Genomic DNA, 20,056 nt, shown 5'->3' with positions numbered 1-20,056 from the left:
CCATATAACACAGAATCGAAAAAGCCCCCATCACACCCGCGGGCGTGCAATGAGAGCTTTGGAAGTTCGGCATAAAGTATCCGTAAATCCATGTTGACCCGAGTGCAAGCAGATCGCCCGCGTTGGAGGATAACACAATCTCACGCGCGGCGAATTGGCGGGCACCTCAAGCGGGGCCGTTCTCGGACTCATATGTAATGGTTCCGGGATTGCCGCAGACGCTAAGAATGAACAGCAGTCCGATAAACGGGGTGAGCAGTTTCTTCGTAGTTGTCGTTATGCTCCGCCGTTTTGAGTGTGTCCTCTTTTTCCCCTTTTAATAGATTGTAAGTGATGCAAATCGGCTTCGCCGTGCGCGGATCGCGGCCGATCTCTGCGTCGATATGGAATACTTTCTTTAATACTTCGTGCGAAATGACGGATTCCGGATCGCCGGCCTGAATGATATCTCCATCCTTCATTGCGATAATGTAATCCGCGAATCGGGCAGCCTGGTTCAAATCGTGCAGAACCATGACGATGGTCCGCTCTTGTTCGATATTGAGCCTCTCGAGCAGTTCCAGAATCTCCAGCTGATGCGCCATGTCCAGATACGTGGTCGGCTCGTCGAGGAAGATCATTTCGGTCTCCTGCGCGAGTGCCATCGCAATCCATACCCGCTGGCGCTGTCCTCCGGACAGGGCATCCACCGAACGGTATTTATAATCCTGGGTGCCGGTAACCTCGAGTGCCCAGTCGATGACGTCCATATCCTGCTTGGTCAAGCGGCCAAAACCGCGCTGATGGGGATAGCGCCCGTAGGATACGAGTTCGCCCACCGTTAATCCGCCCGGACCTTCCGGAGTCTGGGGCAGAATGGCCAGCTTCTTCGCCAGAAGCTTGGTGTTCATCTTGGCGATTTCTTCCCCGTCCAGAATGGCAGCCCCGGATTGATAAGGAATGATGCGGGTAACAGCCTTCAAAAGAGTGGATTTGCCGCAGCCGTTAGGCCCAATGATGGTCGTGATTCTTTTATCGGGAATATCTACGTTAAGACGATTCAATATCAGATTCTCGCCATAACCGACGCTTATTCGATCTGTACTTAGGCGAATCATCATTTCACCTCCAGAGTAGTTAGCTATCAAACGATAATGATTCTCAATTTCATCCATAAATATAATGTGAGGCCGCGCCGTTGTCAATAAATATCTTAATGGAAACTTCAAATAATATTCATGTTTCAGCCGAATAATACCCATATATAGTTCAGTGGAATACTACAGGCCTATATCTAGGCGAAATTGTGACAAAATGAATTTTTTCTAAATGTTTGATTGTAAAAAGGGTAAAGGCAACGTATACTAATTGATAATGATAATCATTTACGTTACAAGGTGATCACAAACAGCCTTTTAATTTATAGACCGGGAGTGAAACGCATGAGTGGGAATGAGATATTTGATGTAACGGTTATTGGCGGAGGACCAGCGGGATTGTATTCCGCTTTTTATAGTGGACTGCGTGGCATGAAAACCAAGATAATAGAATATCAGCCCATGCTTGGCGGAAAGGTTCACGTATATCCGGAGAAAATGATATGGGACGTCGGCGGATTGACGCCGATTCCAGGCGCGAAGCTGATCGAGCAAATGGTTCAGCAAGGCCTGACGTTCAATCCCGAAGTGCTGTTAAACGAGAAGGTTGAATCGATCGCCCGCAATGAGGAAGGACTGTTCGAATTACATACGGCGAATTCCGGCGTGCATCTGTCCAAAACGGTCATCGTGGCGGTTGGCGGAGGCATCTTGAATCCGCAGAAGCTGGAGATTGAAGGAGCCGAGCGGTTCGAAGTGTCGAACCTGAACTACACCGTGAAGTCCCTGCAGCATTTCAAGGGCAAAACCGTCATTGTGTCCGGCGGAGGGAATTCAGCCGTAGATTGGGCGAACGAGCTGGAGCCTGTGGCGAAGAAGGTCTACCTGGCCTATCGCAAGGACGAATTGTCAGGCCATGAAGCCCAGGTCGAGCAGCTGATGAACAGTAAGGCGACCTGCCATCTTAATACATCGATCACGAAGCTCATTGCTTCGGATAATCATGAGGTGATTGAGCGGGTAGAATTGACCAATAATGCGACAGGGGAAGTTTCCTATTTAGCGGTAGACGAGGTCATCATTAACCATGGCTATGAACGGGATATGTCGCTGCTGGAGAACAGCAACCTTGATATTCACCGGGTGGATGACTACTATATCGCGGGCAACGCAAGCTGTAATTCTTCCATACCGGGACTGTATGCTGCCGGCGACATCCTGCATTTTGACGGGAAGCTGCACCTGATTGCAGGCGCCTTCCAGGATGCCGCGAACGCGGTGAACAGCGCGAAGCAGTTCATTGAGCCGGATGCCAAGAAGTACGCGATGGTCTCTTCGCATAACGAGGTATTCAAGGAGCGCAATCGCGAATTAGTGAAGCAATTAATCAATTAGAACAGGGCATGCGTGTACTGCATGTAACGATAGAAGAGAAGCGAGGGAACCTCCGCTTCTCTTTTTTTGCGTGCCCTTATTGTTTTTGGATAATCCCTGAAGTTATCAACGGGCCGTAATTGATCAGCTGCGTCATCATGATGCCCATCTCTCTTGCGGACTTGTTCATCCCGGACTCGATCCAGTGTATGACCAAGCCGATATTGGCGGAGATCATATAAGCGATCAGGTAATCGCTCGGAATGATCTGATTCCCGCCTGTGGGCATTCTGAACGCATGCTTGGCAAACATATGCTCCTTCATGAACTCCCTGAATTGCCGAACGAAGGAAATGTCCCCATTCGGGCCGACAATAGCCTTGAAGAAGTCGGCGTGCCGGACGAGCTCCTCGAATATTTGTTCTGACGCCGGATAAGGCTCTCCCTTTTCCGCATAGTCCCTGGAATCCCTGGGATCGATATGAACCACGATGTTCTCAATCTTTTGAAGCACCTCTTCTTTGATCTTATCCAGCATATCCGGCACATCCCGATAATGCAGGTAGAAGGTACCACGGTTGATATTGGCGCGATTGGCGATATCGGTCACGGTAATGGCATCTATCCGTTTCTCCTCCATAAGTTCAAACAGGGTTTGCCGCAACAGCTGGTTGGTCCGGATTTGCCGGCGATCCGTCTTTTTTGTCAAGGAATTCCCCCCAGTACGAATGTGAAGACTTAATCAACAGAAGGCTCGTACACTGATGAGTAATGAACACTCCGCTGAAAGCTGATGATTGAACAAATCACTCCCTTCATTATAATTAACGCTGTGATCATTAATCAACAGTCTGTTCATTAACGAGGAGTGGTGGATATGGGGTTCTTAAGACAAAAAATGCTGTGGATCGGCGCATTGGTTGTCCTTCTGGTGCTGGCCATCTTCGGCGTAGCCATGATGGGGTCGATCGCGGGAGCGAAGCCGAAGTCGCTTCCCGTTGCGCTTGTTGCCTTGGATCAGCCGGTTGAGTTACCAAGCGGCGAAACCCTCGCTGTCGGTGACATGATGAAAGGAATGCTGCAGGCAAACTCGCAGCTGCCCATTCATTGGGAGATCGTGAATTCGGAAGCGGAAGCGCGGGAAGGACTCGACAGCCAGAAGTATTACGGTGCCCTTGTGCTGCCTGAGGACTTAAGCGCCGGCATCTTGTCGCTGCAGTCGCCTGCTCCGAAGCCCGCTGTGGTGCAGGTGCTGGCGAATGAGGGGATGAGCACGCAGGCATCCACTGCGGTGAGACAGATGCTGGGGCAAGCGATGAAGATGGCGGGAGCGGAGCTCTCCAAGCAGGCGTTGACCATGATCGGCTCGCAGACGGATATGCTGCCGGTCACAACCGCGCAGGCTCTGCTCATCCCGTTCGAGGTTCATGAGGAAGTCGTTCATCCTGTAGGTGTGAACCACGCAAGCGGCAATGCGCCGGGAATGCTGATACAGATTCTATGGATCGGCTGCCTGATCCTTAGCGTGTTCCTGTTCCAGGCGCTGCAGAAAGCAGTGAATGACGGCAGCAGCAGGGGAATCGCGATTGTGCTGCAAGGCGCTGCCGGTTTGCTGCTGGCGGGTCTGGTCTCCGGTTTTCTGGTATGGATGGCTTCCTCCTGGTATGGCATGGAGCTTGCGAACGGAGGCAGCGTATGGCTGATGCTGTGGCTGGCCGGGTCGGCATTTTTCCTTCTTCAGTCGACCTTGTTGAACTGGATCGGGCTCCCGGCCATGGGCATCTTGGTGCTCCTGATGTTCTTCTCGATGCCGCTTCTCAATATGGCGCCGGAGTTTCTGCCGCAGGCGACGCAGGATTGGCTGTACTCCTGGACGCCGCTGCGTTTTGCCGCTTCCGCTCTCCGGGATGTGATGTATTTTGACGGATACGCTCCATCTTCTTCGCATTCCGCGGTAGTGTGGTTCATAGCCGGAGGTTTTCTTGTTCTGCTGCTGGCCTCGACATTCAAGAAAGGGAGTCGTTCAGACCCAAGAAAATCGATGGCCGCTTCTTAATAGAATAGGTTGGCGCCTAAGCAGTGCGGGGTTTATCCCTGCACTGCTTTTTATAGTTTGCTCAAGCCGACCGGTTCATGTGGACGGGACCATCCAAAGTCGCAGCATCGGGACGTTGCTCCCTTTATTCAAGTGAATAAAATACTATCGTTCTTCAGGATGGCAGCCTGTATAATCCTGAATAAGGGAGCGTGAGCGTAAATTGAAGATTAAAGTGATCATTGCGGACGATAACTCATTTATCAGGGAAGGCATGAAGATCATTCTGGCGACGTTTGATGAGTTCGACGTGGTGGCGACCGTCGAAGACGGACAAGAAGCGGTCGCCTATTGCGAAGCGCACGAAGTGGATGTGGCGCTGATGGATGTCCGGATGCCGAACCTGAATGGCGTTGAGGCCACGAAACAGCTCACGGAGCGTACCAAGACCAAGACGCTGATCTTGACGACCTTCGACGACGATGAATACATTACCGATGCGATCCTGAATGGCGCCAAGGGTTATCTGCTAAAGAATAACGACCCGGAACGGATCCGAGATGCGATCAAAACCGTATACCACGGCCATCATGTGCTGCAGGACGTCGTGCTGGATAAAATCAAATCCGGGCTGTCTCCCGGAAATCCTGATAAGACAGACAAGGCAGACAAGTTCGACCGAAGCTTATTCACCGAAAGGGAACTGGATATTATGGCGCTCATCGCCAAAGGGCTGGCCAACAAGGAAATCTCGAAGAAGCTGTTTATTTCCGAAGGCACGATTGCCAATCACATCACTTCGGTTCTCAGCAAGACAGGTCTGGAGCATCGAACCCAGATTGCGATTTTTTATCTGACGGGAGAAGTGAATAAGTGAGCGAACGCCGAAACTATGCCGAACTGTGGGTCATCGGGTTCAAAAGCATGCTGTTCCTGTATGTGATCAGCCAGTCGTATGCCTCTGATCTTGCGATGACGCCATGGTATATACTTGTCATTCTTCTCTACCTGTCCGTGAATGTATCCGTCTATATTTTCAAGAGCCGAAGCATACAGCCGTACCTCATGCTGCTTGCGGTTCTTGTTGTCGCGGCTTCCTCGTTCTACATCCATCCGCTGCTGTTCATGCTGCTTCCCGTGAATCTGTACGAGCTGTTGTCGCTTTACGTTCGCAGGAGCTGGATGATCCTGATCCCCCTGCTGGTTCCAGCGCTTATCGTGCCTCAGGGGTTTGTTATGACCTATGTTTCTACATCCGTTCTATCCTATAGTTATCTTACGATGCTCAGAACCTTTGTTAACCGAGCCGCATCCTACCAGGAGCAGAACGAGCAGATGCATCGCGAACTCGATCGGTTGACCCAGCGACTGAGCGAAAATAATGAGTACATCCGGCAGTTTGAATATATGTTCAAGCTGGAAGAGCGAAATCGGCTGTCCCAGGAAATTCATGACAAGATCGGGCATTCCATGACGGGAGCGTTGATTCAGATGGAAGCGGCCAAGCGCTTGATGACATCGAATCCGGACAAATCCGCCGAGCTGCTGCAAAATGCCATATCCATCTCCAAAGAAGGCATTGAGAGCATCAGGCTGGTTCTAAAGAACGTAAAGCCTCCGACGGAGCAGCTCGGCATCAACCGAATGCGTTTATTTCTGGAGGAGTTCTCCGCCCAGCACTCGATCAAGACCGTACTAACGCATGAGGGCAATATGGATGTGATTACGCCGCTTCAGTGGAAAATCATTCAGGATAATACCCAGGAAGCGTTAACCAATACGATGAAGTATGCGAATGCAACGGCAGTCTCGTTACATATCGAAGTTCTGGGCACCATGATCAAGGCCAAAGTCAGCGACAACGGCAAGGGCATGCAGAAGGTAATCAAGGGCCTTGGGATTATAGGCATGGAGGAACGCGCCGCGGTCGTGAATGGAACCGTGATCGTGGATGGCTCGAACGGTTTCTCGGTGACCACTCTAATTCCTTATAGCTAAAGCTGGTAAGCGCATTTGGCGGGTTAGGGATACCGGGTCAAACAAGACATTCCCCACAAGGGTGAAGATTTGGATCGTCAACAACATGAATATTCTCATGGGTAAGGATGAACTTGTGCACTATCGCAAGGGCATCCTTTTTTCGTACGATAAATGCAGATCAAGTCCACCGGTTGATGCGTGGATGGAATATGGAGGCGAAAAACGTATGAACGTGCTGGAGATCAAAGGGCTCACGAAGAAGTTTGGGGATTTCATAGCGGTAGATCAGCTGTCGTTGAACATACGGGAAGGCGAGATTTTCGGCTTCCTGGGCGCGAACGGAGCAGGCAAGAGCACAACCATCAATATCATATCATCGCTCATGCCCATGACCAAGGGAGAGGTTCATGTCCTGGGCAAGAATCTGACGAAGCATCGAAAGTTCGCGAAGCAGCAGATCGGCATGGTTCCGCAGGAGGTTGCGATTTATGAGGATCTGACCGCCTATGAGAATGTTCATTTTTTTGCCGGATTGTATGGACTGAGAGGATCGGAGCTTAGGAGCAGGACTGAAGAGGCGCTTACCTTCGTCGGACTTAGCGACAAACATAAGATGTACCCGAAAAGCTTCTCCGGCGGCATGAAGAGACGATTGAATATCGCTTGCGCGATTGCCCACAGACCGAAGCTGATCATCATGGATGAGCCGACCGTCGGCATCGATCCCCAATCGAGGAACTATATCCTAAACTCGGTTAGGAAGCTGAACGAGATGGGCAGCACGATCCTGTACACGAGCCATTATATGGAGGAAGTGGAGGAGCTCTGCACCCGGATTGCCATTATCGACCACGGCAAGGTCATAGCGGAGGGCACGCAGGCACAGCTGAAGGCCATTATTACGGACCAGAAGGATATCGGGATCGAAGTGCAAACGGCCGCCCATCTTGAAGCGAACAAGTTGAAGGAGATCGCGGGCGTCAAATCGGTTGAAGTGAAGGAGAATATCGTGCACATCAGCTCCGACGCAGGGGTCAATAACCTGAATAAAATCATTCAGCAATTCATGGCGCAAGGCATTGAAATTCGTTCCGTTCAAGCGTCCGAGCCGAATTTGGAAACGGTGTTCCTGACGCTGACCGGCCGGAGCCTTCGGGATTAGCTGATTTAGGAAGAGGGAGGTGGAAGTACATGAATGTGCTGAGAATCGCGCTGAAGGAGATGAAGATCGTCCGGGAGCCGCGGATGCTGGTATTTATGCTGGCAACCCCGGTGCTGCTCATTCTGATCCTAGGGACGGCGCTTTCGAATGCTTTTAACGGCAGTACCACGATTGCAGACATTCGGGTGCTATACCATAACAATGGAGCAGAACCCGCGCTTACGGAGCAATGGCAGGCATTCATGCAGGAGGCGGAGCGCTCATCGGGCATGGCCTTTGAGCAGATCGAGGAAGGCATGGACGGAGGGCGGGAAGTGAGAAACAACCGGTACACCGGTTACGTGGAAATAGACGGCCAAGGCATCCGATATGATGGAAACAGCCGCAACAGTATGGAGAACGGGATTGTGCAAGGGATGCTGTCCGCCTTTGCCGACCGGTATCGGCTGTCAGCGGAAGCCGCGAAGATCGATCCGGAATATGAGAGCAAGCTGCTTGTTTATGATGGAGGGAGCTATGTGCTGGAATCTTCCATTCAGGGAGCGAGGCAGCCGGGTTCGCTTGATTATTTTTCGATTGCGGTCACCACGATGATCATCCTGTACAGCGCCTTGACGGCAGGCGGACTCATCGATAGTGAGCGAAAGCGAAACACCGCACAGCGCCTATTGGCTTCACCGGTGACGAAAGCCGAGATTTTTGCCGGAAAAATAACGGGCACGCTCGCAATCAATGCCGTATTTGTGATCATCGTTGTGCTGATCAGCAAATATATGTTCAATGCCTATTGGGGGGAGAACCCCATCATGGTATTCCTGGTGTTGTTCACCGAGATCCTGTTTGCGCTCAGCCTCGGGCTCGGTATCAGTTACGTGGTGAAGGGAAATGCAGCCGGAGCTGTCATCATGGTCATTATTCAACTGGCTGCGTTTTTTGGCGGAGGATATACGCCGGTTGCAAGCACAACGGGATTCATGAGGGAGGCCGCAACGTATTCTCCCCTGCATTGGTCCAATGAAGCTCTGCTGCAGCTCATTTATTCAGGCAGTGGGTCGGCAGCCATGCATGCGATGATGCTGAATATCGGTTTTTCCATCCTGCTGCTGGCGGTAGCCATGATTTCGATGCGAAGAAGGGAGGGGCTGTAATGTCGAAGGATATGCTCTGGCTCATTCGAAAGACGATATTGACCTCGTTGAAGGATTATAAAAATCTGCTGCTCGTTATTGCGCTTCCCATTGTCGGCATTCTGCTATCCACCTTAATCTACAAGGGCTCCGGCGATACCTCCGTTACCCTTGGCATCGTGAATCACGATATTGAACAGAAGGTCACGCAAGATACGATCGATTTTGTTGCACAATTGGAGCATACCGAGGCATCGATCATTAGGGAATCGGAAGCGGATGACTTGGTTGTGTCGGGTGAGCTGGATGCGGTGCTGATCTTCCCCGAAGGGTTTGCGAAAGGCGTAATTCAGGGGACACCCGAGCCGGTCCGGATCGAGTCGATTAAGGGCGCTCAGGTTACGGGGTATGTCAAATCGTATCTGAACGCGTACGTCCAGAATATTTCATCCATGGGGGTTATGGCGGGTGGCGACGCCGCCGCGTTTAACGAATTATACAGCGGTTACCGCAGTTCTACGTTTCAATTGTCCACGACTATGGTTGCGGATCAATCGGCCAATCATGATATGACCAACCGGACGATCGGTTACTTGGTTGTGTTCATGTTATTCTCCGCCGTGAATCTATCGGCATTGACGATCCGGGATCGCGAGAACCGCACGTACTATAGACTCTTATCGTCGCCTATTACGGCCCGCAGTTACGTCTTCTCGAATGCCATCGTGAACATCGTTCTGATGATGATCCAGATTGCGGCCACCTTGTTCGTCATGACCCGGTTCTTTCATATCGAGCCAGGCATTCCATTATGGCAGATGTTTCTGATTCTGTCGCTGTTCGCTCTGGTCGCGGTTAGTTTATCGCAGGTCATTGTCGCGTTCTCGGACAGCACCATGATGGCTAACGGAATCCAGACGATGGTGATCATGCCGACATCGCTGCTGGCGGGGTGTGTATTCCCGCTCTCCGTGATGCCCGAAGCGATTCAGCGAATCGCCGATTTCCTGCCGCAGTATTGGCTGCTCGATACGTTCGGCAAGCTTCAGCAGGGAAGCGGCCTGACCGACGTGATTCTGAACGTGGCGATTCTGCTGGCTTTTGCCTTGGCCTTATCGCTGATTGCAACCTACAAGTTCGCAAGAAATAGAGATACGCAGAGCTATATTTAAATTTAATGGCAGGGTCTCCTTGTACTGCACATAGGATGACCGGCTATAAGCGATCAGGGGCTTGCTTGAACAGCAAGGCTCCTTTTTTTTCATTAGTCTAAAACCCGTTATTCCGGCGAAAAATCTATTGGAAAAAATGAACAAAGCTATTTCATCTGGAGTTACTCCATGGTTTACAATGAGTTCAAGATACAGGATCTGGTTGAAACGTTGAACGATCGGGGGATGGTAAATGTTAGGTAAAGCGCGAAGTGCCTTGCGGCAAGCCTTTCGCTTCACTGCTACCGGACTGACTCTAGGGGAGAAATGGCGTCTGGCTCTTCCTGGTCCGATCCTGTCAGTCGGGGGAGTGCTCATCCACAATGTGTTCTTGAAGTATTACACGGATATCATCGGTCTCATATGACCTGGTGGTCGATACCGAGCGTTCCAATTACGGTTACAATAGGGAGATGATGTCAAGGGGCGACAGCGACATGGCAGGCATCTCAATAAACAAGTCGGGAATCAGAAGAACCATGGGTTATAGTGAGGCAGGACAGACTAAAGCGGTGTAGACGCTTATGTACAACATAAAAAGGCCAGCCGACAAAAATAAGCAGGGCGTCCCTTGTTCTGATTCCCGATAAGGATCAGTAATTAAGGGGACGCCCTCTCGGTTCTTTCAGAACGTGACCAATCCCATCGCTTTCTTGGCGGCAAGCAGTGTCGGGACTGCGGTTTCGGAAGCCCGCTGCGCTCCGTCCATCAAAATGCGATCAAGCTCGGAGGAATTCACGATTTCATGGAACCTCTCCTGGATCGGTTGAAGTTTCTCGATGACCACTTCGGCTAATTCCTTCTTGAACGTACCGTATCCTTGGCCTTCATACCGTTTCTCGATGACGGAGATGGCTTCCTCGGAGAATACGGAATAAATCTCGATCAGATTGCTGACCGCCGGCTTCTGCTCCCAGTCATGCCGGACCTGGCCATCGGAGTCGGTAACGGCCCTGGAGAACTTCTTGCGGATATCCTCCGGCGTATCCATCATGTGGACGCAGCTGTTCTTATTCGGGTTGCTTTTGCTCATCTTCTTGGACGGATCGTCAAGCCCCATGACGCGGGAGCCAATATCCTGAATGATCGGCTCAGGCACCGCAAACGTGCGGCCATACCGGTTGTTGAAGCGCTCGGCCACATCGCGGGTCAGCTCCAGATGCTGCTTCTGGTCGTCGCCGACAGGCACGTGCGTTGCCTGGTAGAGCAGCACATCGGCAGCCATCAGGACCGGATACGTAAACAACGCGGAGCTTACGGTATCCTTTCCGTCCGATTTCTCCTTGAATTGGGTCATGCGTTTTAATTCACCAAAATGCGCCTGCGTCTCCAGCAACCACCCGAGCTCTACATGCGCGGGGACCTGCGATTGCAGAAAGATCGTCGCTTTCTCGGGGTCAATGCCCGACGCAATGTACAGCGCGGCAATGTCGCGCGTGCGCTGGTGCAGCTCCATGGGATCCTGATAGACCGTGATCGCATGCAGATCCGGCACGAAGAAATAGGACTCATACTCATGCTGCAGCTTCACATATTGACGGAGGGCACCTCCATATCCGCCAATATTCAAATCTCCGCTCGGCTTGATGCCTGACAATAATCGTTGCATAATAACCACCTCCTAATTTGTTTGCGAACAACACAAAAACACCTCATCCCTCTATGGGACGAAGTGTAACTTTCGCGGTACCACCCAAATTCGACTGTACGGTCGCTCTTTAGCATGACGCGGAAATGGGGAAACGCACCATTTTCCCTGCCATATCTCCCAAAGTAACGGTGGAGAGCCGTCAAGGCCTACTGCTCCGGCAGAGATCGGAGGTTCGGGTTGAAGCGAGAAGATCCATTCACTTATTCCGGAGTACCGGGCCTCGCACCAATCGCCGGTTCGCTTGGACCTCAAGAGATAAGCTACTATTTCTTCTCATAGCCGTGTGGTATGTTGTTCTTAAATTCATCTGTGCAGCTCTGTTCGAATGTGAATAGAGAACAAGATGATTTGATGAGTATCATCACACAGATGTTAGGTGAATGTCAAGAGGGATCGGGGGGTCAGGATGAGCGATAAGGACAGAGCGATTCTTGGGGACGGATTATCCATACTGTCACAGTGCAGAATGCTAACAGGGGATATTTGGCAGGCTCATTACGGAGCGGCCGCGATCGCGGGTTATTTTTTTGTAAAGGCAAACCATTTGCCCGGGAAGGTCGAGGAGGCCGTTACGGCGGAGAACCAAAGGATGATCGCCAAGTATTTGCAGTCGGGAACGGTGACAGGGGAAAGCTTGAGTGTGAAAAGTGCCGAATCAAGGATTCTTGCGGCCCTTGACGATACGATTGATGGGCTGCACTGGGTCGGGCACAATGTGATCTATGCCGCAATAAGCCTGGCTGCACTCCACGAGCTTGGAGGCGGTCTACGGCATGAAGCAGCCGATATCGCGGAATTAATAGCCTCTTTCACGAAGACGATTCCGGGAAGGTCCTGGATCGGATATTCTGCTGCCGAGGTCAAACGGTTGACCCTGGATGAACTTGACGGGATATCGGAAATAACGGACGGCGATCAGCTGTCGGCCTTAATTTTAAACGAGCTGGCCTCTTATTCGGTGATCTACCGCGCAGAAGCCCATCATGACTTGATGGGGCATATGCTGACGTACTCGCATGCCTTAAACATCTTGTACGATCTTGGCCATCATGATTATTTCCACAGAGGCTTGCCGGGTCTGCTCAAAATCGTGAAGGTGCTCCGTGCCAGCAGCCAGCTGGATCCTGCAGAGCCGATCCGAATCGTGTCTCCGGTGGATCGGCTGCCACTCGTTGGGGCTCCAAGATCGGCTTGGCTGCCGCACCAGCCGGAGTACTGGGCGGGTATCGACGGGGCTGTCATCGATTGGGACTTCGGCCATCTGTTCAAATTTCCGTTCAGTTTCTACCATCATTGGAACCGTGTTTCGGAGGCTCCGGCGAAGGCTATGGAGAATTTTCGATATATCATCCATCCGGTGCAGACGATCATTTTTCCTGAAGAGAGGTAACCTTTTTTATTTAGATCGGCACTTAAGGGATAGAGACACCGAGAGGGAGGTGAAGTGAGCGTGATCCAGTGGATTGAGGAAGCCCGGAGGGGCAGTGCCGAAGCTCAGGAAAGCTTGGTCCGGCATTTTACCGGCATGGCGCTGGCCGTGGCCTACGATAAGCTGCAGGATTCCCATTTGGCGGAGGACGCCGTGCAGGAGGCCTTTACAGAGGCCTTTGCGAATCTGCATAAGCTGCAGGATCCCCGGCGTTTCCCCGGATGGTTCAAAGTGATCGTGGAACGGCAGTGTTACAGAGACTTGCGCCGCAAGCAATTGCAGACGTTTCCGCTGCATGAGATAGAATTGCCGATGGGAGATCAGCGAAGCTTGGAGTCGGTCGTGGAAAAGAGAGAGCTGATCGGTCAGCTGCATGCCACGATCGCGGACTTGCCATCGGGCATGAGGATTGCGGTCCAGCTCTATTATTTTCAAGGCTACAACCTGCGTGAGATCTCGCAATATTTGGACATTTCTTTGCCGGCTTTGAAGAAGCGACTTTTTGATGCCCGGCGGAAGCTGAAGAACACGCTGCACGTAGCCGACTTTGTATCGGTGTTCACCGATCTGTATGAGGGAGGAAAACGCATGCTGCATATCGTTAACGGGGATTCGGTAGGGGATAAGCTGAAGCAAGGGAACATTCAAGGAGATATCCTGGTGTGGAGGGAGCTTTATTCGTTTGGTCCGGTTTATACGAAGATGGACGAGCCGGATCATCGGAGAACAAGAGCTCAGTATTTGGAGCAAACGCTGGGGATTCCACAGAAGGAATATATCGGGACCTGCGAGTCGCAGGAGAGGAAGCTCCAGGATTTTCGAAAATATGACGAAGTTGTGCTCTGGTTTGAGCATGACCTGTTTGACCAGACCATGCTGGCCTACTTGCTGCATTGGTTTAAGGAACAGTCACTGGGGAATACGAGGCTGAGTCTGCTGTGCATTGGCGCATACCCGGGCATCGAGCTTTTTCGCGGGCTGGGGCAGCTTAGCACAGAGCAGCTCGAGACTTTATCGGGCACATGGCATGCGATTGGAGACGAAGAGCTTATGCTGGGCAGCATGTTGTGGGAAGCCTATACCTCGGACCTGCCGGAGAAACATCAGCGTATGCTGGAAATGGATTCCTCGGCACTGCCTTTTGCGAGGGATGCGTTCGAGGCCCATCTGGCACGGCTGCCCTCTGTGAGCCATGGCCTCGGGATCATCGAGCAGACGACGTTAGAGGCTGTAGCGGGCGGAATTCATACGCCTTATGAGTTATTCCGCACAGTAGGTGACCGGCTTCATACACTCGGAATGGGGGACCTGGAATTCTGGTATTACCTGACGAAGATGATTGAGGGGCCGGATTCCTTGCTGGTTATCGATGGTACAGCACTGTTTCCTGACTTCAAACTGGCTGTACCCCATTTTCAAGAGCGGGTGCTGCAAGTGACGAGTTTGGGGCATGAGGTGCTGGCCAGTAAGACCGACTATGCCTGCGCCGCAACGATCGATAAATGGGTTGGAGGCTTGCAGGTAAGGGGGAAGGATCCGTTATGGCGCTGGAACCCGGAGCGGAAGTCGGTTGTGCGGATAGCTGAAGCCGATTAACCGAAGACATAGGAAAAGAGCGATATTGAGCATATTGGGGGATCCGATTAACAGTAGAATACAGCAAAAGAGCTATCCTTTCTGGCGTTAATGCCAAGCAAGGATAGCTCTTTTCATAGTTACAGATGAGAGCCGCCGGTTGCATCGACCATCTGTCCCGTGACCCAGCGCCCGTCACTTGATGACAGAAACGCTACGACGTCCGCAATATCCGACGGCTGACCGATTCGGCCAAGCGCGGACATCTCTGCGGCATGCTGCTGCCCTTCCGGAGTATGAAGCCATGCAGCATTCACGTCCGTATCCACGATGCCCGGAAGAACCGCATTCACCGTGATCCCGCGTGGACCCAGCAGCTTGGCGAGGTGCAAGGTGAACGTATTGATGGCTCCCTTGGTGATGTTGTAAGCCATAATATGCGGATAGGCGATACGCGTCACACCGGAGGAGATGTTGACGATACGCCCGCCGTCACGCAGGAGCGGCAGAGCCTGTTGGACCAGGAAGAACGGTGCTTTTACATTAACGGCAAGCAGCTCGTCGAAGCTCTCCTCGGTCGTCTCTTCAAAGGTCTTTGAGGTTCCGATGCCTGCGTTATTCACCAGAATATCAAAATGCTGGTCCCCCGTTACACGCAGCAGCTCCTCCTTCAGCGAATGAATAAGCCCCTTGGCTCCATCTACCGATTCCAGCCCAGCACCTAAGGCGATAGCTTGCCCGCCTTGAACCTGTATGGTCTGCACAACCTCATCCGCAGCATCCCGGCGGTTTCCGTAATGAGCAACGACCAGTGCCCCTTCTTCCGCCAACCGAAGCGCGATTCCTTTACCGATTCCTCGGCTTCCGCCTGTAACCAATGCAACTTTGTTTTCCAATCGTTTCATGAAACTCCACTCCTCTTGTTTGATTTAAAACTACTGTACACTCTCCGGTTAGGGGGAGAGTCAAGAGGTTGATTTAGAATTTTTCGAGAGTTATTCATGAACAACAAAGACATGGCGATTACTGCTGCTGCAAGTACGGATGGAGGCGATGGAGGCTGGGCAGAAGCCTGCTCCGGCAGCCTATGGATGGGTTACAACGCGTTGCCTTGTAAGGGAATAAGCAATTCCGCGGGGCGCTTCTTGCCATAGATATCTTTATCCGAGGTGAGATAGATTTCGCGGATCGGCTCCCGATCCGATTGAACGAGGCCTTGGGACGAAATCCATGCTTTGAGCTCGGGTGCAACGGGACAGCTATAACCGTACGGATCACAACGATGTACAAGAGATGCGGCGGATTGAAGTATCGGCAGGTAGTCCACACGAACACGGCCATTAACAGGTATGTCCCTGGTTACGGGGATTGCGACTTCGATGTCGGCGATGTCGGCATTCTCGCTGCCGTGATCATGCCAAAGGATGGTTAACTGGCTAGCTTCCTCTTCTCCATAAGAGGAAGCATATTTCGTAATCTCATCAAGCAAGAGACATAGCTGGCTGCGGGGGACTTGGTCGCGAATCGATGCGGCGAGCTGGGATGGGACTTCCCGGATACGGATGAAGCCTGCCGGATCACCGGCTTCCGATGGCTCCAAGCGCGACATTCTGCTGTTCACCTCATCCAGCTGCAGCTGGAGGGTCTGCATCGCATGTCGAAGCTCCGTCATTTTATCCGCAAGTTTGTTCTTTACGGCATCGGTTCCTATATCCTCTGCAAAAAAATCCTTGAGCTGTTCCAAGGTAAACCCCTGTTCCTTGTAGGCGGCAATCCGCTTGACGGTCAGAAGCTGCTCCTCGGAATAGTAACGGTATCCGCTTTGCTCATCAACATGGGCCGGCCTTAACAGGCCCAGCTCATCATAATAACGCAATGCTTTGATGGAAATGCCGCTGACCTTGGCAAAAACGCTGATCTTCATCATACCGTTTGCTACCTCCTTTACGATTCGGTCTCTCGTGGATAACGATATCATATCCCGCTCTCCTGCCTACGTAAAGAACGCAACTCGCCGGATCAGAAGGAACAACTCGGTCCCAAGACCGAGTCTGTTTTCATCCCGGGGCGGGAATTCAGTTCGGCCGGATTATCGTACAATGTGTTCAAAGAAGATTCGTGATCCCGCTTCAGAGCAAGAAAGGAGATAAGGCTGATGAACGGAACGCACGAGGATCGCCAGGCGATCCAAACGTTATTCGATTCGCTGTCCAAGGCGTGGGGAGAAGGGAATGGCCGGGCTTATGCGGAATGCTTTACGGTTGATGCGGATTATGTGACGTTTAGCGGGCAGCACTTGAAGGGCCGCCAAGAGATCGATGAGGTTCATCAGAAGCTGTGGGACGGGGTGCTTCGCGACTCCAAACTGGTAGCGGGACCGACCCCGACGCAGCTGCGTTTCCTGACCCCGGAGCTTGCGATAGCCCAGGCTACGGGAGCGGTGCAGCTGAGATTCCATAAGAAGCCGCCCACCAGCCGCTTCTCCATTAATACCAACGTGCTGGTCAAAGTGAACGGCGAATGGAAGATATCGGCGTTTCATAACTGCCGGATTCAGAAGCCAGGCTGGATTCAGCGGATGATGATGCGTTCGAAATCAAAATCCAGCTGATTAAAGATGTGGAGGATGAGCTTTTGAAGAAGGGTGCGCTGATTGGAAAAGGCAGGAGTGCAGAGGTCTATGAATGGGGAGAGTCTCAGGCACTAAAGCTGTATTATGAAGGGTATCGCCCGGAATGGGTGACGTATGAGGCGGAGATGGGCCGCATCGTTGCGGAAGCGGGGGTTCCCGCCCCTTCCGTCTTTGACAAGGTGGATATTGAAGGACGTACGGGGCTGGTGTATGAGCGGATTACGGGCCCTTCGATGCTGCGTCAGGTTCAATCGGCACCGTTTCAGCTAACGAAGTGCGCCCGGGATATGGCGCAGCTCCAACATGCGACGCACAGCTGCACGACCAGCCTGCTGCCGCCGCAAAAAGAAAAGCTGGAACATGCCATTCTCGATGCAAGCGGCATCCTGCAAGAAAAAGCGCAGGCCATATGCAAGGTGCTGGATTCATTTCCGGAAGGCGATTCCATCTGCCATGGCGACTTTCACCCGGACAATGTGATCGTCGCGGAGAACGGATGCCGGGCGATCGACTGGAACAACGCCCATGTGGGTAACCCGCTATGCGACGTCGCCAGGACATCGCTCATGTTCCAATCGCCGTTTAACCCGGACGATCAGCCGGGCATCCTGGTGCTTCCGCTTCGGATGGCCCGCATGCTGTGGAATAAAGTATACCTGAACGAGTACTGCCGATTATCCCGTGCGAAGCTGGAGGATATCGACCGGTGGATGCTGCCCGTAGCGGCGGCCAGGCTGAGAGAGGATGTTCCCGGGGAAAGAGATTGGCTGCTCGGGCTGATTGATGACCGGCTCCGTGCTTATGCGTAATGAAATCGTGACTCCTTGCGGGGGAGAGCGGCTTCCATAATATAGGGCAAGTTCCCCGGTCGCCGCATTCGGATTTACATGCCTGTCTTCGCATGATATACGGCGGATGAGGTTCCCGTCCGGTAATAGGGGTAGCTCATATCCGTCTGGACCCGTTCCGCCGTCGCTGCATCGGTTAGCCTCTCGAGCACATATAAGCCGAGATCAATGGACGATGACACTCCGCTGCCCGTAAAGAGACGGCCGTCCTGTACAATGCGTGCTTGAACAACTTCCTTGCAGTAGGGTGTCAACAGCTCGTAAGCCGAAGCGTTGGTGGTAGCCCGCTTGCCCTCCAGCAAGCCGGCCGCGCCCAGAAGCAACGATCCGGTGCAGACGGATACGAGATGTTTGGCTTCCCGGGCGGTCTGCAGCCAAGTCAACACATCGGGGTCGCACCTCAGCTCCCTCGTGGTAAAGCCGCCAGGCACGAAGACCAGATCGTATTCCGAAAGATCCGGTTTGACCCGGGATACGACATACGCCAATCCGCGATCATCGGTAATTTGCGTGCTCAGCGCGCAATAATCCCAGGATATATCCGCTTCGGGACGGATGCGGGCAAGCCGGGTCATGACTTCGGTGAAGCCGATCAGGTCCAGGGCCGTCATGCCATGGAATAGAATGAAAGCCATTTTCATCAAAAACACCTGCCTATAGTGATTTTTTTAAGCTGGCGTCGCCAGGCTGACCTGGAACGGAACGCCTTCGATTCGACGCACGATGAATCTGGTAATAGCCCGTAGCCGACAGAGCGCTGAATATCAAGTTGATCCCGATCAGCGCTTGGTAGCTGTTCGTAAGGTCATACAGGAATCCGCCGGAGAAGGAGCCGAGAACGGCGCCCGCCTGATGGAAAATAAGCAGCGTTCCGGCCTGCAATCCAACGGAGCGATGGCCCATGGCCTCGCCGGCTACCAGAATACCGCCCGGAATGGCGCCTAAATAGCTGGCTCCGAAGATGACCGAGAAGAGGATCGGAGAGGCGCTGAAGTGCAGATACAGCACCGTAAAGGCCACGATTCGAAATGCGTACAGGAAGGACAAGGCCAAACTCCTCGACATCCGGTCCAGGAGGAAGGCAAACAGCAGTCCGCCTGTCAGCTCAAGCAAACCGAGAATACTCAGTGAGGACGTGAACATTACCGAACTGATCTGATGATGGCGATGGATGGCCATCAGGTGCATTTCAACCGTTCCCATGCTGAAGCCGCATGTGAACAAAGCGAAGATCACCAGAAGTACGGTGCGGCTGGTTACCATCTCCTTGGCGATCGGGAGGATCCGTGGCCTCCCAGCCGATGGGGGCAATTCAGCAGCGGAGGGGTCGGCTTCGTGCTCTTCGCGCTTTCGTTCTTTCATGATAAGCAAGGTGAGCGGTATGGATACAAGCGTGATCCATAAGGTGAACGTGAATGCCGTTGTCCAATCGAGCCAGTCCCTGTTGCTTACAAATAGAGGCGTCAGAATGGCCAGGCCGAGCGAGCTCGCGCTGGTCATGATCATGAGTGCCTTCGCTTTATGGCGGCTGAACCAGCTTGTGACCACGACATAACCTGTACTTGCAGCCATGCCGGAGAGGCCGGAGAGCAGCCCGAGCCCCAGGAAGAATCCCGCCGGATGACGAAACGTAAGCACGGTCAGCATGGACATCACGCCAAACAGGGCGTTCAGGAGCATCATTTTTTTGGGACCGTATCGATCGGTCAACCATCCGCCGAGCGGAGAACAGATGGCGGCAACGGCAATGTTAACGGACCAGGTGAAGCTGATAAAGGTGAGGTCGACGCTTAAATCCCTTGCCATTTCGTGCTGGTAATAAGACATGACAAACCGGCTGATGGCCGCCGCAAACCCTAGCATCCATAGAAATATGAGAATGACCCATGCATAACCCCGGTCTCTTTTCATCGCAACCCCGTCAGCCCCTCTCCCAAGTCTTTACTTCCGCTATGT

At 52.5% G+C, this 20,056-nt stretch carries 19 protein-coding genes and 1 other annotated feature; of the genes, 12 read left to right on the top strand and 7 right to left on the bottom strand.

All coding sequences use genetic code 11. The features are described from left to right. Nucleotides 1–221 precede the first annotated feature (221 nt). Nucleotides 222–1,097, bottom strand: a complete 876-nt coding sequence (locus MHI43_RS31180; protein WP_036659422.1) for an ABC transporter ATP-binding protein — start codon at nucleotides 1,095–1,097, stop codon at nucleotides 222–224. A 324-nt stretch (nucleotides 1,098–1,421) separates the two neighbouring features. Here MHI43_RS31180 and MHI43_RS31175 point away from each other — a divergent pair, with 324 nt between their 5' ends. Next, nucleotides 1,422–2,471: an NAD(P)/FAD-dependent oxidoreductase gene (locus MHI43_RS31175; protein ID WP_036659420.1), complete on the top strand. Its 1,050-nt coding sequence runs from the start codon at nucleotides 1,422–1,424 to the stop codon at nucleotides 2,469–2,471. Nucleotides 2,472–2,547: 76 nt separating this feature from the next. On the opposite strand, the gene MHI43_RS31170 is transcribed toward MHI43_RS31175, so the two are convergent. After that, nucleotides 2,548–3,159 carry a TetR/AcrR family transcriptional regulator gene (locus MHI43_RS31170; RefSeq protein WP_015737965.1) on the bottom strand — a complete coding sequence of 204 codons (612 nt, stop codon included), beginning with the start codon at nucleotides 3,157–3,159 and terminating at the stop codon, nucleotides 2,548–2,550. 168 nt (nucleotides 3,160–3,327) lie between these two features. Between MHI43_RS31170 and MHI43_RS31165 the strand changes: the two genes are divergently transcribed. The 7 genes from MHI43_RS31165 to MHI43_RS31135 all read left to right on the top strand — a co-directional run bounded on the left by MHI43_RS31165 (nucleotide 3,328) and on the right by MHI43_RS31135 (nucleotide 10,332). Beyond that, complete coding sequence (locus tag MHI43_RS31165) at nucleotides 3,328–4,506, top strand: DUF3533 domain-containing protein (protein ID WP_036659419.1); 1,179 nt, start codon at nucleotides 3,328–3,330, stop codon at nucleotides 4,504–4,506. Nucleotides 4,507–4,759: 253 nt separating this feature from the next. Beyond that, nucleotides 4,760–5,362 (top strand): response regulator transcription factor, encoded by a 603-nt coding sequence (locus tag MHI43_RS31160; RefSeq protein ID WP_235201605.1) that lies wholly within the window; start codon nucleotides 4,760–4,762, stop codon nucleotides 5,360–5,362. Nucleotides 5,363–5,409: 47 nt separating this feature from the next. Beyond that, the gene (locus tag MHI43_RS31155; RefSeq protein WP_051425272.1) at nucleotides 5,410–6,483 is read left to right on the top strand and encodes a histidine kinase; all 1,074 of its coding nucleotides are present in this window, start codon (nucleotides 5,410–5,412) and stop codon (nucleotides 6,481–6,483) included. 208 nt (nucleotides 6,484–6,691) lie between these two features. Next, complete coding sequence (locus tag MHI43_RS31150; RefSeq protein ID WP_015737961.1) at nucleotides 6,692–7,627, top strand: ABC transporter ATP-binding protein; 936 nt, start codon at nucleotides 6,692–6,694, stop codon at nucleotides 7,625–7,627. Nucleotides 7,628–7,656: 29 nt separating this feature from the next. Next, nucleotides 7,657–8,775, top strand: a complete 1,119-nt coding sequence (locus MHI43_RS31145) for an ABC transporter permease (protein ID WP_036659416.1) — start codon at nucleotides 7,657–7,659, stop codon at nucleotides 8,773–8,775. Continuing rightward, the gene (locus MHI43_RS31140) at nucleotides 8,775–9,926 is read left to right on the top strand and encodes an ABC transporter permease (protein WP_036659414.1); all 1,152 of its coding nucleotides are present in this window, start codon (nucleotides 8,775–8,777) and stop codon (nucleotides 9,924–9,926) included. Before MHI43_RS31145 ends, MHI43_RS31140 begins: the two co-directional genes overlap by 1 nt. Before the next feature lie 232 nt (nucleotides 9,927–10,158). Then, on the top strand, nucleotides 10,159–10,332 hold the full coding sequence (locus MHI43_RS31135; protein WP_015737958.1) for a hypothetical protein: 174 nt from the start codon (nucleotides 10,159–10,161) through the stop codon (nucleotides 10,330–10,332). A gap of 258 nt (nucleotides 10,333–10,590) precedes the next feature. Here the strand turns inward: MHI43_RS31135 and trpS are convergent, their stop codons facing one another. After that, the gene (trpS, locus tag MHI43_RS31130; RefSeq protein WP_036659413.1) at nucleotides 10,591–11,574 is read right to left on the bottom strand and encodes a tryptophan--tRNA ligase; all 984 of its coding nucleotides are present in this window, start codon (nucleotides 11,572–11,574) and stop codon (nucleotides 10,591–10,593) included. 51 nt (nucleotides 11,575–11,625) lie between these two features. Then, nucleotides 11,626–11,902 (bottom strand) — a binding site (T-box leader). Between the two features lie 120 nt (nucleotides 11,903–12,022). On the opposite strand from trpS, the gene MHI43_RS31125 reads away from it, so the two are divergent. Both MHI43_RS31125 and MHI43_RS31120 read left to right on the top strand, forming a co-directional pair. Continuing rightward, nucleotides 12,023–13,006 (top strand): hypothetical protein, encoded by a 984-nt coding sequence (locus MHI43_RS31125; RefSeq protein ID WP_036659411.1) that lies wholly within the window; start codon nucleotides 12,023–12,025, stop codon nucleotides 13,004–13,006. A gap of 60 nt (nucleotides 13,007–13,066) precedes the next feature. Continuing rightward, a complete protein-coding gene (locus MHI43_RS31120) occupies nucleotides 13,067–14,641 on the top strand; it encodes a sigma-70 family RNA polymerase sigma factor (RefSeq protein WP_036659410.1) in 1,575 nt (524 codons plus the stop codon). A 119-nt stretch (nucleotides 14,642–14,760) separates the two neighbouring features. On the opposite strand, the gene MHI43_RS31115 is transcribed toward MHI43_RS31120, so the two are convergent. After that, nucleotides 14,761–15,525, bottom strand: coding sequence for an SDR family oxidoreductase (locus MHI43_RS31115; RefSeq protein ID WP_036659409.1), 765 nt, complete (start codon nucleotides 15,523–15,525; stop codon nucleotides 14,761–14,763). 191 nt (nucleotides 15,526–15,716) lie between these two features. Continuing rightward, entirely contained in the window at nucleotides 15,717–16,547 is an 831-nt protein-coding gene (locus tag MHI43_RS31110; protein WP_235201595.1) for a MerR family transcriptional regulator, read from the bottom strand. 228 nt (nucleotides 16,548–16,775) lie between these two features. Here MHI43_RS31110 and MHI43_RS31105 point away from each other — a divergent pair, with 228 nt between their 5' ends. Further along, complete coding sequence (locus MHI43_RS31105; protein WP_036659406.1) at nucleotides 16,776–17,231, top strand: SgcJ/EcaC family oxidoreductase; 456 nt, start codon at nucleotides 16,776–16,778, stop codon at nucleotides 17,229–17,231. Nucleotides 17,232–17,254: 23 nt separating this feature from the next. Beyond that, on the top strand, nucleotides 17,255–18,061 hold the full coding sequence (locus MHI43_RS31100; protein ID WP_036659404.1) for a phosphotransferase: 807 nt from the start codon (nucleotides 17,255–17,257) through the stop codon (nucleotides 18,059–18,061). Between the two features lie 74 nt (nucleotides 18,062–18,135). Here the strand turns inward: MHI43_RS31100 and MHI43_RS31095 are convergent, their stop codons facing one another. Together MHI43_RS31095 and MHI43_RS31090 are read right to left on the bottom strand one after the other, a co-directional pair. Then, complete coding sequence (locus MHI43_RS31095; protein WP_036659403.1) at nucleotides 18,136–18,741, bottom strand: DJ-1/PfpI family protein; 606 nt, start codon at nucleotides 18,739–18,741, stop codon at nucleotides 18,136–18,138. 13 nt (nucleotides 18,742–18,754) lie between these two features. Next, nucleotides 18,755–20,011 carry an MFS transporter gene (locus MHI43_RS31090; RefSeq protein ID WP_036659402.1) on the bottom strand — a complete coding sequence of 419 codons (1,257 nt, stop codon included), beginning with the start codon at nucleotides 20,009–20,011 and terminating at the stop codon, nucleotides 18,755–18,757. Nucleotides 20,012–20,056: the final 45 nt, after the last annotated feature.

Origin of the sequence: Paenibacillus sp. FSL H8-0457, assembly GCF_038051935.1 — a bacterium.
GTDB lineage: Bacteria > Bacillota > Bacilli > Paenibacillales > Paenibacillaceae > Paenibacillus_AQ > Paenibacillus_AQ lautus_A.
The sequence above is the reverse complement of the archived record's forward strand: the minus strand, read 5'-3'. Positions and strand labels throughout refer to the sequence as shown.

Excerpts from the sequence above, each read along its gene's own strand:
- MHI43_RS31175 (WP_036659420.1), top strand. The coding sequence starts at position 1,422 with ATGAGTGGGAATGAGATATTTGATGTAACGGTTATTGGCGGAGGACCA.
- MHI43_RS31110 (WP_235201595.1), bottom strand. The coding sequence starts at position 16,547 with ATGATGAAGATCAGCGTTTTTGCCAAGGTCAGCGGCATTTCCATCAAA.
- MHI43_RS31150 (WP_015737961.1), top strand. The coding sequence starts at position 6,692 with ATGAACGTGCTGGAGATCAAAGGGCTCACGAAGAAGTTTGGGGATTTC.
- MHI43_RS31105 (WP_036659406.1), top strand. The coding sequence starts at position 16,776 with ATGAACGGAACGCACGAGGATCGCCAGGCGATCCAAACGTTATTCGAT.
- MHI43_RS31165 (WP_036659419.1), top strand. The coding sequence starts at position 3,328 with ATGGGGTTCTTAAGACAAAAAATGCTGTGGATCGGCGCATTGGTTGTC.
- MHI43_RS31155 (WP_051425272.1), top strand. The coding sequence starts at position 5,410 with ATGCTGTTCCTGTATGTGATCAGCCAGTCGTATGCCTCTGATCTTGCG.
- MHI43_RS31090 (WP_036659402.1), bottom strand. The coding sequence starts at position 20,011 with ATGAAAAGAGACCGGGGTTATGCATGGGTCATTCTCATATTTCTATGG.
- MHI43_RS31135 (WP_015737958.1), top strand. The coding sequence starts at position 10,159 with ATGTTAGGTAAAGCGCGAAGTGCCTTGCGGCAAGCCTTTCGCTTCACT.
- MHI43_RS31095 (WP_036659403.1), bottom strand. The coding sequence starts at position 18,741 with ATGAAAATGGCTTTCATTCTATTCCATGGCATGACGGCCCTGGACCTG.
- MHI43_RS31115 (WP_036659409.1), bottom strand. The coding sequence starts at position 15,525 with ATGAAACGATTGGAAAACAAAGTTGCATTGGTTACAGGCGGAAGCCGA.
- trpS (WP_036659413.1), bottom strand. The coding sequence starts at position 11,574 with ATGCAACGATTATTGTCAGGCATCAAGCCGAGCGGAGATTTGAATATT.
- MHI43_RS31160 (WP_235201605.1), top strand. The coding sequence starts at position 4,760 with ATGAAGATCATTCTGGCGACGTTTGATGAGTTCGACGTGGTGGCGACC.
- MHI43_RS31125 (WP_036659411.1), top strand. The coding sequence starts at position 12,023 with ATGAGCGATAAGGACAGAGCGATTCTTGGGGACGGATTATCCATACTG.
- MHI43_RS31140 (WP_036659414.1), top strand. The coding sequence starts at position 8,775 with ATGTCGAAGGATATGCTCTGGCTCATTCGAAAGACGATATTGACCTCG.
- MHI43_RS31145 (WP_036659416.1), top strand. The coding sequence starts at position 7,657 with ATGAATGTGCTGAGAATCGCGCTGAAGGAGATGAAGATCGTCCGGGAG.
- MHI43_RS31180 (WP_036659422.1), bottom strand. The coding sequence starts at position 1,097 with ATGATTCGCCTAAGTACAGATCGAATAAGCGTCGGTTATGGCGAGAAT.